The organism is Sphingomonas sp. (assembly GCF_035758555.1).
Taxonomy (GTDB): domain Bacteria; phylum Pseudomonadota; class Alphaproteobacteria; order Sphingomonadales; family Sphingomonadaceae; genus Sphingomonas_B.
Window position 1 is genome coordinate 1 of the sequence record NZ_DASTXI010000215.1, and the last position, 13,163, is coordinate 13,163.

14 protein-coding genes and 1 tRNA gene are annotated in these 13,163 nt (G+C 67.8%); 7 read left to right on the forward strand and 8 right to left on the reverse strand.

The genetic code is table 11. The features are described 5' to 3' along the window. Positions 1-94: 94 nt before the first annotated feature. Positions 95-171: transfer RNA gene (locus VFT73_RS12730), tRNA-Arg, on the reverse strand. A 57-nt stretch (positions 172-228) separates the two neighbouring features. On the opposite strand from VFT73_RS12730, the gene VFT73_RS12735 reads away from it, so the two are divergent. Both VFT73_RS12735 and VFT73_RS12740 read left to right on the forward strand, forming a co-directional pair. Further along, the gene (locus VFT73_RS12735; RefSeq protein WP_326411696.1) at positions 229-981 is read left to right on the forward strand and encodes a queuosine precursor transporter; all 753 of its coding nucleotides are present in this window, start codon (positions 229-231) and stop codon (positions 979-981) included. Continuing rightward, a complete protein-coding gene (locus tag VFT73_RS12740; protein ID WP_326411698.1) occupies positions 978-1,295 on the forward strand; it encodes a hypothetical protein in 318 nt (105 codons plus the stop codon). Before VFT73_RS12735 ends, VFT73_RS12740 begins: the two co-directional genes overlap by 4 nt. On the opposite strand, the gene purQ is transcribed toward VFT73_RS12740, so the two are convergent. From purQ to VFT73_RS12760, 4 genes are all read right to left on the reverse strand, one after another. Further along, complete coding sequence (gene purQ, locus VFT73_RS12745) at positions 1,292-1,960, reverse strand: phosphoribosylformylglycinamidine synthase subunit PurQ (protein WP_326411700.1); 669 nt, start codon at positions 1,958-1,960, stop codon at positions 1,292-1,294. The genes VFT73_RS12740 and purQ overlap by 4 nt on opposite strands. Further along, the gene (gene purS, locus VFT73_RS12750) at positions 1,957-2,187 is read right to left on the reverse strand and encodes a phosphoribosylformylglycinamidine synthase subunit PurS (RefSeq protein ID WP_326411702.1); all 231 of its coding nucleotides are present in this window, start codon (positions 2,185-2,187) and stop codon (positions 1,957-1,959) included. The genes purQ and purS overlap by 4 nt, the downstream gene beginning before the upstream one ends. Before the next feature lie 62 nt (positions 2,188-2,249). After that, positions 2,250-3,599, reverse strand: coding sequence for a surface lipoprotein assembly modifier (locus tag VFT73_RS12755; RefSeq protein ID WP_326411704.1), 1,350 nt, complete (start codon positions 3,597-3,599; stop codon positions 2,250-2,252). A gap of 6 nt (positions 3,600-3,605) precedes the next feature. Then, entirely contained in the window at positions 3,606-4,799 is a 1,194-nt protein-coding gene (locus VFT73_RS12760; RefSeq protein WP_326411706.1) for a transferrin-binding protein-like solute binding protein, read from the reverse strand. A 188-nt stretch (positions 4,800-4,987) separates the two neighbouring features. On the opposite strand from VFT73_RS12760, the gene VFT73_RS12765 reads away from it, so the two are divergent. Both VFT73_RS12765 and VFT73_RS12770 read left to right on the forward strand, forming a co-directional pair. Continuing rightward, a complete protein-coding gene (locus tag VFT73_RS12765; protein WP_326411708.1) occupies positions 4,988-7,009 on the forward strand; it encodes a M13 family metallopeptidase in 2,022 nt (673 codons plus the stop codon). 54 nt (positions 7,010-7,063) lie between these two features. After that, entirely contained in the window at positions 7,064-7,507 is a 444-nt protein-coding gene (locus tag VFT73_RS12770) for an FKBP-type peptidyl-prolyl cis-trans isomerase (protein ID WP_326411710.1), read from the forward strand. 37 nt (positions 7,508-7,544) lie between these two features. On the opposite strand, the gene purC is transcribed toward VFT73_RS12770, so the two are convergent. From purC to VFT73_RS12785, 3 genes are all read right to left on the reverse strand, one after another. Then, entirely contained in the window at positions 7,545-8,324 is a 780-nt protein-coding gene (purC, locus tag VFT73_RS12775; protein WP_326411712.1) for a phosphoribosylaminoimidazolesuccinocarboxamide synthase, read from the reverse strand. Between the two features lie 111 nt (positions 8,325-8,435). Continuing rightward, positions 8,436-8,942 carry a CAP domain-containing protein gene (locus tag VFT73_RS12780; protein ID WP_326411714.1) on the reverse strand — a complete coding sequence of 169 codons (507 nt, stop codon included), beginning with the start codon at positions 8,940-8,942 and terminating at the stop codon, positions 8,436-8,438. Between the two features lie 185 nt (positions 8,943-9,127). Further along, positions 9,128-9,316 (reverse strand): hypothetical protein, encoded by a 189-nt coding sequence (locus VFT73_RS12785; protein WP_326411716.1) that lies wholly within the window; start codon positions 9,314-9,316, stop codon positions 9,128-9,130. 118 nt (positions 9,317-9,434) lie between these two features. On the opposite strand from VFT73_RS12785, the gene VFT73_RS12790 reads away from it, so the two are divergent. The 3 genes from VFT73_RS12790 to hemH all read left to right on the forward strand — a co-directional run. Continuing rightward, positions 9,435-10,376, forward strand: a complete 942-nt coding sequence (locus VFT73_RS12790) for a LysR substrate-binding domain-containing protein (RefSeq protein WP_326411718.1) — start codon at positions 9,435-9,437, stop codon at positions 10,374-10,376. Positions 10,377-10,389: 13 nt separating this feature from the next. Then, a complete protein-coding gene (locus tag VFT73_RS12795) occupies positions 10,390-12,612 on the forward strand; it encodes a xanthine dehydrogenase family protein molybdopterin-binding subunit (RefSeq protein ID WP_326411720.1) in 2,223 nt (740 codons plus the stop codon). Further along, positions 12,609-13,163 (forward strand): ferrochelatase (hemH, locus tag VFT73_RS12800; protein ID WP_326411722.1); only part of this gene is annotated, 555 nt, incomplete at its 3' end. The genes VFT73_RS12795 and hemH, both read left to right, overlap by 4 nt.

Here is a 13,163-nt window from a genome sequence, read left to right on the forward strand (position 1 = left end):
GCGCGGCGTCCGCGGCTCCGCCATCAAAGCGCGAGCGCACCGGGCTTGCGCCCCCTCGTCGTTCGAAAGGTCGATAAACGGGAGGAGGAGGAGCTGGCGCGCCCGGCTGGATTCGAACCAGCGACCCCAAGCTTAGAAGGCTCGTGCTCTATCCATCTGAGCTACGGGCGCGTGGGGGCGACATAGCGAGGATTGTGCGGCGGCGAAACGGCGATACTGTGCGCGGCCATGAGCGAAGGGGAGCAGGGTGCGGTCCGCGCCGTCGATGCGCGAACGCTGGCGGGCACGCATTTCCGCTATTTCGACTTCATGATGGCGGCCTTCGTCGCGATCATCCTGCTGTCGAACGTGCTGGGGGCGGGCAAGGTCGCGGAGGTCTGGCTGCCGGGCCTCGACATCTATTGGCCGTTCGGGGCGGGCATCCTGTTCTTCCCGGTCTCGTACGTGCTCGGCGACGTCTTGACCGAAGTCTATGGCTATGCGCGGGCCCGCCGGGTGATCTGGGCCGGGTTCGCGGCGCTGCTGTTCATGGCGTTCATGTCGTGGGTGGTGGTGGCGCTGCCGCCGGCGCCCGAGTGGACGAACCAGGCGGCATACGAGACGATCTTCGGCCAGGTGCCGCGGATCGTCTTCTCGTCGATCGTGGCCTTCTGGGCGGGCGAGTTCGTCAACTCCTTCGTGCTTGCCAAGATGAAGATCCGGACCGGCGGGCGCCATCTGTGGATGCGCACGATCGGCTCGACGATCGCAGGGGAGGGCGTCGACAGCCTGATCTTCTACCCGCTCGCCTTCTGGGGCGCGGAAGGCTGGACGCCCGGCCTGGTGCTGACGGTGCTCGTCACGCAATGGGTGCTGAAGGTCAGTTGGGAAGTGCTGCTGACGCCCGTCACCTATGCGGTGGTGGGCTTCCTGAAGCGCCGTGAGGGCGTCGACGTGTTCGACGAGCACACCAATTTCACGCCTTTCACGGCCCGCGTATGAGCCCGCTGCAGGAAACCAAGCTCTTCGCAGTCAATCATCTGCATCTGGCGAAGGATGCGCTGCACGTTTACGTGGCGCTCGCGCTGTTCCTCGGCAGCGCGGCGCTGTTCCGCTGGCCGCTGAAGAGCTGGCGGCCATGGCTTGTCGTGCTTGTCGCGGCGCTGATCGGCGAAGCCTGGGATCTGCGCGACAGCCTGACCTATCACACGGCCCTGCACCTCCGCGGCAATCTGAAGGATGTGCTGAACACGATCTTCTGGCCGACCGTGCTGGTGCTGCTGGCGCGCGGGACGCGGGTGCTGAAACGGGGTTAGGCCCCGACCGTCTCCAGCAGCCCTTCGAACAGGCGCCGGCCGTCGGTGCCGCCGTGCGCGGCCTCGACCTTGCGTTCGGGGTGCGGCATCATGCCGAGCACATTGCCTTGGGCGTTCAGGATGCCGGCGATGTTGCGGGCGGAGCCGTTGCAGGCCTCGGCATAGCGGAAGGCGACGCGGCCTTCGCCTTCGAGGCGGTTCAGCGTTTCATCGTCGGCGAAGTAGTTGCCGTCGTGGTGAGCGACCGGGATCGTGATCGTCTCGCCGGCATCATAGCGGCTGGTGAAGGCGGACTGGGCGTTCTCGACCGTCAGCGCGACGTCGCGGCAGATGAAGTTCAGCCCGGCGTTGCGCATCAGCGCGCCCGGCAGCAGGCCCGCTTCGGTCAGCACCTGGAAGCCGTTGCAGACGCCCAGCACCGGCACGCCGCGATCCGCCGCCTTCGCCACCGCGTCCATGACCGGGCTGCGCGCCGAGATCGCGCCGGTGCGCAGATAGTCGCCATAGGAAAAGCCGCCGGGCAGCGCGATCAGGCCGGTGCCGTCAGGCAGCTCGGTCTCGCGGTGCCAGACCATCGCCGGTGCGCGGCCGGTGACCTGCTCGATCGCGACGGCAAGGTCGCGGTCGCAGTTGGAGCCGGGGAAGACGATGACGGCGCTCTTCATAGCCGCTCGATCCGGAAATTCTCGATCACGGTGTTGGCGAGCAGCTTCGAGCACATCGCCTCGATATCGGCATCGGAAGTGCCGTCCGCCAGGTCGAGCTCGATCAGCTTGCCGGCGCGCACGTCGTTGACCCCGCCGAAGCCGAGGCCCTCCAGCGCATGGCGAATGGCCTCGCCCTGCGGATCGAGGACGCCGTTCTTGAGTGTGACGAACACGCGGGCTTTCATGCAATCCTCGCTGGCCGGGAGTCGCCGGCTCTATGGTGCGAGGACGCGCCTGCCGCAACCCTTCAGAAGTAGTGCGCGAGCGCGAAGCGGATGCGGTGCCGGTCGGAATTGTAGAGCGTGTAGTTCGATCCGTTGTGCGTGAAGGTGTAGGTGATCGACGGCGAAAAGCCGAGCACGCGGATCGAACGCAGACCAAGATAGGCGCGGACGCTGGCGCGGAAATCGTGGCGGGCGTCGTCCGAAAAGAACAGGATCGGCGCGTCATAGGCGGCGTAGGACAAGCCGCCCGACAGACCGGCGTTGATGCCGTGCGACAGCTCGCCGCCGATGCCGAGATTGAACCCGCCTTCGGTGTTCGACAGCCCGTCCGACTGGAGCGATTCGCGGCGGGCGAACAGGCTGGCCGACGCGATCATCGTACGCGTGACGACGCGTTCGTAGGTTGCGTAGCTGCTATACTGCCAGCCGGTATAGCTGTCGCCGAAGCTTGAATCGGTGTAGCGGATATCGGCCTGCACGCCCACGCGCTGCCCCTTGTCGAGCAGCGCCTGGAAGGCGGCCTTTGCGCCCAGCTGCTGCTGCGCGGTCTTGCCGCCGTACCAGTGCTGCAGCCCGACCGCCTGGACCGAGACGCTGCGCGACGCGCTCAGCTTGAACTCGGGCCCGACCGCGAGCTGGACGACATCGTCGTTGAAATCGGTGTTGCCGTAATGCGTGAACTGGCCGTCGGCATCCGCCAGCAGCGCCACCGTGTCGCTTTGCCTGATCCGCGCGCCGCCCGAGAAGCTCGCGACCAGGCCGAGGCCGGACTTCGCTTTCGCGTCGGCGTTCAGCATGAAGGGCTGACGGTTATTCGGGCTGACCAGCAGATCGACCTGTTCGGCCGAGGTCGCGTTGTTGATGTTGGTGTCGGGCGCGACGCCGAAATCGAAGCTGAAGCGCCAGGCGCGCTGGTCGCGGATGATGCCGCGCACGGAGCGGATCGTCGCCGCGATCTCGGGCGGCAGGCTCTTGTCCTGCGAAGCGAGGCGGAAATGATGGTCGGCCGCTTCGCGCTCGCCCTTCAGCATCAGCACGCGGGCAAGCTCCAGCCGCACCCGCGTCTGCTTCGGGTCGATGTTCAGTATCTCTCGGAACGCCTTTTCGGCATCGTCGTAGCGCTTGCTTTCGACCGCGACATAGCCGGTCAGGAACAGCGACTGGATGCGATAGCGGGGCACCGTGCCCAGCGCGTCGATCAGCGGCTGCGCCTCGGCGAAGCGGCGCTCGTGCACCAGCTTCTCCGCGGCGGAGAGAAGCTGGTTGCCGGTCAGCTTCAGCTCGCAGGTTCCGCCATCGCACGTCGGCCTGGGCGCAGCCGCCGGGGCCGGAGCGACGGCCGCTCCGGCAGCAAGCAGGACCAGACCCAACACGTGGGACTATTTGGTCTTCGCGCCGGTGAAGGCGCCGTTCAGGTCGACGCGCTGATCCGGCACGCCGCCGACAATGCGGAAGCTGCCGCCGACATTGACCGCATCGGGGCCATAAAAGGCGCCGTCGATCGAGCTCGCGCCCGCCGTGCTTGACCCCGGCGACACCGAGGCGAAGTCGATCGGCACCGCGCCGGCCGAGCCGCAGGCGGCAACAAAGCAGGCGCTGGTGAAGGAGCCGGTGAACCCGCCCGCGCCGACCAGGCTGACGGTGCCGCCGCCGGCGGCGGTGAAGCTCGATCCGTTGGGGATCGTCACCGCCGCGGTTGCCGAGTTGTCGACGGTGCCGTTGAGGCTCAGCGCGAAGCTCTGCTTGCCGAAATCGACGTCGATCTTGCTCGATCCATAGACCCATTGATAGGTCGACGGGAGCGAGTTGGCCGTATCGTAGCTGGGGTTGTTGATCATCGCGCCGATGAAGCCGCCGGTGTAGCTGGCAGAGCCTTTGGTCGGCACCTGAAGCACCGACGTCTGCTCGCCGAACACCATTGCGCCGCGCTCGAAAGTCTGGGTGGCGGTGGGATCGGCCGGCACGCTGTTGCGCACATAGCCGGCCAGCGTGACGTAGGTCGTCGCCGCGCCGGGCCGCTGGTAGAAGAAGGTCGTGACGTCGGTGACGGCGCTGCCGATCATTTCCAGATAGTTGAAGCCGTTCAGGTTCGGCACGCCTTCCTGCGGCGCACGCGCCGGATCGAAGTCGATGCGGTGCCCCGGATCCTGGGTGCGCACGTCGACGCTGATCCCGGCCTTGGTGTCGGAAAGCTGGATCGTGAAGATGCCGTCGCGCGGGTCATAGGCGATGGTGCCGAGCGGGGTCGTCGCGGTGCTCGCATCGCCCTGGTAGAGCGTGCCGCCGCCGCTGGAACGAGAGAAGGAGCTTGCCGCGCCGATCGCATTGTAGGTCTTGGCGGTATTGCTGTTCAGGAAGCTGGTGGCGGTGTCGGTCGAGCCGCTGCCGCCATTGCCCATGGTCACGCCCGCGCCGGTGCCGGGATTGACCGTGCCGGTGGTCCCGCCCGAGCCGGTGTCGCCGCCACCGATGCCGCCCGGCGCGGCAACGCCGCCAGCGGTGTGGATCCCCGTTCCGCCGCCTCCGCACGCGGCCAGGGCAAGGAGCGGCACGAAACCCAGGAACTTGCGCATCACAAAGGCACCTTCAACATTGGTCGCGCAACGATCTAAAGAACAGGGGTTAAGGCCGCCTAAAGCCGGTGCCGGGTGGCGCGGCGTGCGACAGGGCTTTGCCGGACAGCCCGTCATACACATGATGGCTGGCCAAGCTGTATTAGTCATGCAATACGCGCTCGAACTGCATAGAGGGGGCAGAGGCGATGCGCAGGACGGTCTCGATCGCAACGGCGTCGGTTGCAGCGCTGGTCGTTGCGGCAATGTGCTGGAGTTCGGTCAGGGCCCTCGCGCGCGAGGCGGCGGCGGGGAGCGAGTCGCTGCTGCCGGCCGGCGACGGGATCGATCGCGCGGCGCTCGATCCCGGAACCGATCCATGCACCGATTTCTATCGGCACGCGTGCGGAGGCTTTATCGCGCGCCACCCTGCCAGCGCGGCCAATCCGGTCATCAGCCTGGCGCAAACCCAATTCGATGCGGACCTGCAGCGCAGCCTGGAACGGCTGCTGGCCGATCCTGCGGCAAACGACCCCGAGCTCAGGCGCCTGCAGACCTTCTATACGTCCTGCCGATCGGGCACGCTGCACGACCGCCAGCTGGTCCGGAGTTGGCTTGCGCGGATCGAGATGGCGAAGGACCGCGACGGGATCCAGCGCGCCGTCCGCGCCCTTGCGAGCATCGGGGTCGACGCCTTTGTCGACTATGGCGGACGCCCGGATCGGACCGATCCGACTCGGTACCGCGGCGAAATCCACAGCGGCGCGCTCTGGGCCGACGAAGCAGCGGTCCGGAAAGCCTTCGAGCTCGCAGGCCAGGACAAAGATAGCGCCGCCAGGGACGCCGCGGCCGTGGTGTCGATCACCTCCGCGCTGCGCAAACACCGGGTCGAGCGCTGGGACGCCGCCAAGGCGGAAAACCCACGCTCGCTCCGGCAACTCCAGAGTCTTGCGCCAGCTTTCGACTGGAAAGCCTATCTTGCGCAGGCAGGCGCAGGTTCGGGCCGGGTCATCAACGTCACGTCCCCCGAATTCCTGCGCGATCTCGACCGCGAGCTGCGCAGCCGCACGCCGGCCGAGCTGCGCGCCTATTTGCGCTGGACGTTCCTGTTTTCGCTGCGGGGCGAGCTTCCCGCGCCGTATAATCAGGCGTTCGGCGACCTCTCGCCCAGTCTGCGGACCGAGCTGCACGACATCGACGCGCATTGCCGCGACGCGACCGTCAGGGCGATGGGAGTCGAGTTCTCGCGCCAATATGCCAAGCGAATTCTCGGGATGCCGGCGCGCGATGCGGCACGGCGCCTGTCGCAGACGATCAAGGAGGAGATCGTCGGCTCGATCGAGGCCAATGACTGGCTGACGCCGGAGGCCCGCAAGGCCACCGCCGACAAGCTCCGCCGCACCGACCTGAAGATCGGTTTTCCCGACATCTGGCCCGCGGTCGGCCATTACCCGCTTCGTCGCGATCGCTTTCTTGAAAATGTGATCGCGGCGCGGCGGTTCGAGCAGAAGCGGGAATGGACCCGCGCCGCACAGCCGCGGTCCCGCAGCGATTGGGAAATGAAAGTGGACCCCTGGGTCGGCGAAGGGATGGCGGCCGCGCGGCTGGTGGTGCCCAACGGGTTTCCGGACGCCTTCACCAATTCGCTAATCATGACGGCCGCCTTCCTGTCGGCGCCGCGCTTCGTCGGAAACGCGCCGCCGGAGCTCAATTATGCGACCTATGGATCGGTGTTCGCGCATGAGTTCGTGCACGTCGCGCAGCTGCACATGTTCGGCCCTACCGGGCTGGACGAGGAGCTATGGACGCCGGCCGACGAAAAGGCCGCCGACGCGCGCGGCCAATGCGTCGTGCAGCAGGCCGACGACTATCAGCCGCTTCCCGGCCTCTCGCTGCCGGGCAAGGACCAGTTCGACGAGAATGTCGCCGATTACGGCGGTGTCCGTCTGGCCTATCGGGCGCTGAAGAGAACGCTCGGCGACGCCATCGACAAGCGCGATGCAACCGGCACCAGCCCGGCGCAGCGCTTCTTCTACCGCTATGCCCAGTATCGCTGCACGTCGCAGACGGACGCCAGCCTCCGCCAGTCGGTCGAGCACGACGGCCACGCCCCGCCCGCCTTCCGCGTCAACGCGCCGCTGTCGAACATGCCGGAGTTCCGGCGCGCCTTCTCGTGTCCGGCAGGAGCGGCCATGGTCCGCCCGGCCGCGAAGCAATGCCGCGTGTGGTAGGCTGTGGCGGGAGTTCGTGATAGCCGGTCTGCATTGACGGGGAGGACAGATGCGATGCGTACCGGTAAATCGATGTTCTGGATGTTAGGGGGCGCCTTGGCTCTCGCGACGCCGTTCGCACCGGCCGTGGCACAAAAGGACGGTTGGGTGTCGTTGCCGCCGGTCCGCTATCACGTGCTGAAATCGGCGCCTGCGGGCGCGGTCTCGCCGGCGCGCAAGGACATCATCACGGTCAATTACGAGTTGAAGCTCGATGACGGCACGCTCGTCGAGTCGACATTCGGCAAGAACGAACCCGCGAGCTTTCCGCTGAACCGGCTGATCGGTGCATGGCAGGCCGTGCTGCCGCTGATGCATGTCGGCGATGAATGGGAGATCGTCGCCCCGCCCGAGTTCGCCTACGGCGCCAAAGGAACCGAAGGCATCCCGCCGGGCGCGACCCTCCATTTCCGCATCCAGCTGCTCGCCGTCGCCCCGCCGCCGCCGGAGCCGCAATAGCCGACGTCTTGCTAGACCGCAGCCGTGGTGGCGGATGTTACCGCCCCCGGCGCTTCCTGTGGCTCTCCAGGTCCAGCACGGCGTTCTCGCCGTCTTCCGGCAGCAGGCCAAGGCGGCGGGCGACTTCCTGATAGGCTTCGACTTCGCCGCCCAGGTCCCGGCGGAAGCGATCCTTGTCGAGCTTTTCGTTGGTTTCCATGTCCCACAGCCGGCAGCCGTCGGGGCTGATCTCGTCCGCCAGGATCACGCGGCCGTAATCATTGTCCCAGATGCGGCCGAACTCCAGCTTGAAGTCGATCAGGCGGATGCCGATGCCGGCGAACAGGCCGCACATGAAGTCGTTCACGCGGATCGCCATGTCCGTGATGTCGTGCATCTCGTCCTGGCTCGCCCAGCCGAAGCAGGCGATATGCTCTTCGGAGATGATCGGATCGCCGAGCGCGTCGTCCTTGTAATAATATTCGACGATCGTGCGCGGGAGCTGAGTGCCTTCCTCGATGCCGAGCCGCTTGGAGAGGGTGCCGGCGGCGACGTTCCTCACCACCACCTCGATCGGGATGATCTCCACCTGGCGGATCAGCTGCTCGCGCATGTTCAGCCGGCGGATGAAATGGGTCGGCACGCCGATCGAGCCGAGCAGCGTGAAGATGTGCTCCGAGATCCGGTTGTTCAGCACGCCCTTGCCGCTGATCGTGCCCTTTTTCTGCGCGTTGAAGGCGGTCGCATCGTCTTTGAAATACTGGATCAGCGTGCCCGGTTCGGGGCCTTCGTACAGGATCTTCGCCTTGCCTTCGTAGATCTGGCGGCGGCGGGCCATAAGCTGGGCTCCCTTGGCGTCCGTTGACGCGAAAAGTAATGCGCCTCGGAAGCGCGGGGCGCAGCCGAGGCGAGTGCGGGGACCCTTAGCCCATGCGGGCAGGGGGTGCAATCAGATGGGACGCTCGCCGATCACATTGCCTGCGCGCGCATAGCGGCAGACGAGGAATTCCTCGCGCCCATTGTCGGCGATCGCGCAGCCGACGCGTTCGGTCGTCCGCCAGACCATCTGCGTGTAATGGCCGACCGCAGCGAGATTGCGGCTTTTCGATACGTTCGGGAAAATGCCGGGGCGGAAATCGGCCTTCTCGGCCAGCCATAGCCCGACCATCTCCTCCGGCGCATAGCGGCCGCTGGTGCCTGCCCACAGATTCTCGCCGCTGTCCGTGTTCGAGGCATGGGCCAGCTGTCCGCTGCGCGCCAGCTGCGCCGCCCAGGCCTTCGCGTCCTGCGCGAGGCCGGCATCCCAGCCGAGTACAGGCACGCCGAGGCCGGCGCGCTCGCGATTGTGCGCGGCAAGAAGACGCGCATCGAGCGCGCTCGTGCGGTCGATGCCGCCCGTCAGGCACGGCATCGCGGCGGCGAGCGCCAGCGTGCACAGGAGTCTGGATTTCCGCATGACGGCGCATGTGCCGTCACAGGGTTTAGCGGCGGGTAAGAGTCAGATTGCGGGTTTCCCGGTCGTATCGCGAGCGCCGGCGTTCGCCGTCGGCGGTCCCGAGCGCGCGATGGTCAGGGCCCGGCCCGCTATCTTGGACCGGGCCCCTGCATCCGAACAGGTAGATCGGCGTCAGCATCACGCGGCTACAGCGTTGTGAAGCGGTTCGATTGGCCGGTGTTCGTGCGGCCCGTGCGCTCCGACCAGGGGGCGCCGTAGAGGCGCTCGTGCAGCCGGTCGAACGCATAGGCGATCGAGCTGGCGATGGCGCGGAGGTTGTTCGCGAAATCGTGCCGAAGCGCCTGGTGGAGGCGGTCATCATATTCGTCGCGCATGGTGTGCTCCTTTGTCCCTTGGGGTGGCGTTCAGGACAGGAGTGGAGATGCTCGTTCCGGCGCCGGAACGCCAACAAAGCGATGGACCGAATGCATAAGTCAGGCTTATAGAAATTGCATGCGCCGCCTGCCGCCCCTTTCCGCCGTCCGCGTGTTCGAGGCCGCCGCGCGGCACCAGAATTTCACGACCGCCGGCACAGAGCTGGGGATGACCCAGGCGGCCGTCAGCTATCAGATCAAGCTGCTCGAAGAGCGGCTGGGCGTCAGCCTGTTCCGGCGCGAGCGCGGACGTGTATCCTTGAGCGAGACCGGGCAGCGGATCGGGCCGCTGGTCGCCAAGGCGTTCGACGATCTCGACACCGCATTCGGCCTCGCACGGTCAAGCGGGGAGGGGGTGCTGACGGTCAGCTGCTCGACCACGTTCGGCCCGAACTGGCTGGCGTCGCGGATCGGCGCGTTCCAGCTGAAAGTGCCGGAGATTGCCGTTCGGCTGCACACGTCGAACGCGCTGGTCGACTTTGCCCGCGACGATGTCGATGTCGCGATCCGCGGCGGCAAAGGCGCATGGCCGGGGCTGTGCTCGCATTTCCTGATGCGGATGCCGCTGATGGCGCTCGCAAGCCCCGAGTTCCTGGAAAGCGTGCCGCCGGTGCGCAGCCCGGACGACGTGATGCGGCTGCCGCGGATCAGCCCTGACGACGGCTGGTGGCAGATCTGGCGGGAGCAGGTGGGCGGCGCGGGCGCGGACGGCGCGCCTTCGGGAATCCGGATGGATACGCAGATCGCCGAGGGGCAGGCTGCGATCGCCGGCGCGGGCATCGCCGTGCTGAATCCGGTGCTGTGGCGACTAGAGCTGGCGACCAAACGGCTGGTGCCGGTCATCGACGCGGTGGCGTATGACCCCAGCGATTTCTGGCTCGTTTATCCCGAGCATCACCGCCATTCGCGCAAGATCCGCCTGTTCCGCGACTGGATGCTGGAGACGATCGCGCAGGAGGCGGCGCGGGGCGTCCCGGCCTATTATCGGCAGGCAGAGGTTGGCGTTCCCGCCGAAGCTTGATTAGACGGAGCCGATGCGCGCCAGCGATGCTCCCCATCCAGAGATCACGCGCCGGCGGCTGCTGGTGACGGGCGGGCTGGGCGTGGGGCTGGTGGTCGCCTGGGCGGCGTGGCCGCGACGCTACGAACCGAACCTGGTCGAAGGGCGCGGCGAGCATGTGCTGGCCGCCTATCTGAAGATCGCCGAGGACGGCCGCGTAATCGTCGCGGTGCCGCAGGCGGAGACCGGGCAGGGCGTGTTCACGACGCTGCCGCAGATCGTCGCGGACGAGCTCGGCGCCGACTGGCGGACGGTCGGAGTCGAGCCTGCGCCCATCAATCCCCTTTATGCCAATCGGCTGTTCGCGGAGGAATTGGCGGCGGACATCGCGCCGACCTTCGAACGCTTTGCGGGCACCTTCGCGACCCGCAGCGCGACCATGGTGACGGCGGGATCGACCTCCGTGCGGATGTTCGAGGCGCCGCTGCGCCAGGCGGCGGCGGCGGCGCGGGCGCGGCTGTGCATGGTCGCGGCGCGGCGCTGGGACGTCGAATGGGAAGCGTGCGACACGGCGAACGGCTTCGTTGTGCATGAAAGCAAGCGGCTGCGCTTCGGCGAGCTGGCCGCGGACGCGGCGGAGCTGGACGCGCCGGACGACCCGCCGCTCAGGATGACCCCTGGCGAGCGGCTTGCGGGCAAGTCGCTGCCGCGGCTCGATGCACCCGCCAAGCTGGACGGATCGGCCAATTTCAGCGCCGATGTGCGGCTGCCGAACATGGTGTTCGCGGCGATCCGGCAGGGGCCGATCGGCGCGGTCCGCTATCTGGGCGGCGACAAGGCGGCGGCGGAGCGCGTGCAGGGTGTGCTGCAGATAGTCGAGCGGCCAGACTGGGTGGCCGCGATCGGCCAGACCAGCTGGGCCGCCGAACGCGCGCTGGAGCTGATGCGCCCGCGCTTCCGGACCGAAGGCGAGCTGGTCGGCGACGACACGATCGCGCGCGAGCTCGACGCGGCGCTGGAGGGCGATGGCGACCGCATCGTCGCGCGGGGCGATCTGGAGCAGGCGTTCAAGGGCGCGACCGTGCAGACCGCCCGCTATGCCGTCATGCCCGCCGCCCATGCTTCGCTGGAGCCGGTGACCGCAACCGCATCATGGGAAGACGGCACGCTGTCGCTGTGGCTGCCCACATTGGCGCCCGAAGCGGCGCGGGAGCGGGTGGCGGGGGCGCTGCGGATCGGCGCCGGCAACGTCATCCTCCATCCGATGCTGGTCGGCGGCAGCTTCGGCCGCGGCATCGACAGCGAGCCGGCGGTGCAGGCCGGCTTCCTGAGCCGGCTGCTGAAGCGGCCGGTGCAGCTCGCATGGAGCCGGTTCGAGGATATCCTGCGCGACCGTTTCCGCCCGGCCGCGCTCGGCCAGCTGTCGGGCAAGCTGAACGGCGGCCGGATCGAGGCGCTGCTGACCAAGGTTGCCGTGCCCAGTTATGGGGAGGGCGTCGCCAACCGGCTGCTGCCCGCGGCCGCGGTCGCCCGTGCGGTCGCGAACGCTGGCGCAGACGGGTTCGCGGTCGCTGGCGCAGAGACGCCGTACGGGATCGCGCATCTGGCGGTCGATCACCACCCGGCCGACATTGGCCTTCCTTCGGGCTACTGGCGGTCGGCGGCGCACAGCTATACCTGCTTCTTCACCGAAAGCTTCGTTGACGAGCTGGCGCGGATCGCCGGGGCGGAGCCGTTCTCTTTCCGGATGGCGATGCTGGGCGGGCAGCCGCGGCTCGCGCGCTGCCTGTCGACGGCGGCGGCGCTGGGCGGATGGCAGGGCGGGGCGGCCGGCACCGGCCAGGGAATCGCGGTCCATTCGGCGCATGGCAGCCACATCGCGGTGCTGATCGAGGCGCACGCCGAGGGCGCCCGCATCCGTTGCGACCGGATCGTCGCGGTCGCCGACGTCGGGCGGACGATCCATCCCGATATCGTCCGCCAACAGATCGAGGGCGGGCTGATCTTCGGCCTGGCCGGTGCGGTCGGCTGTGCGCCGGGCTTCGACGCCGGGCTGACGCGGGCGCACCGGCTGGGCCAACTGAACCTGCCGGTGCTCGCCGATACGCCCGACATCACCGTCGAACTGCTGCCGGGCAACGACGATCCCGGCGGGGCGAGCGAGCTGGCGGTGCCGCCCGTCGCGCCTGCGCTCGCCAACGCGCTGTTCGCGGCAACCGGGCGGCGCTTCCGCCAGCTGCCGATCGCGCTCGCATGACCGGAGAGAGCGGCCGGATCGGCGTGCTGCTGATCAATCTCGGTACGCCGGAAGCGCCGACCGCGCCGGCGGTGCGTCGCTATCTGGCGGAGTTCCTGTCGGACCGGCGCGTGGTCGAGATTCCGCCGATCGCCTGGCAGCCGATCCTGCGCGGCATCGTGCTCAACACCCGGCCGAAGAAGTCGGCGCACGCCTATCGGCTGGTCTGGACCGAGCACGGATCGCCGCTCGCCCACTACACCCGCGCCAAAGCTGAGGAGCTCGCGGGGGCGTTCGGCGAAGACGTGACCGTCGACTGGGCGATGCGCTACGGCTGTCCCTCGATCGCCGACCGGCTGGCGGCGCTGAAAGCGGCCGGGTGCGATCGCATCCTGCTGGCCCCGATGTACCCGCAATATTGCGCTGCGACGACGGCGACGGCCAACGATGCGGCGTTCGCTGTGCTGTCGGGCTGGCGCCGGCAGCCGGCGGTCCGAACGCTGCCCCCCTATTACGACGATCCCGCCTATATCGCCGCGCTGAAGGCTTCTATCGAGCGGTCGCTCGGCGGA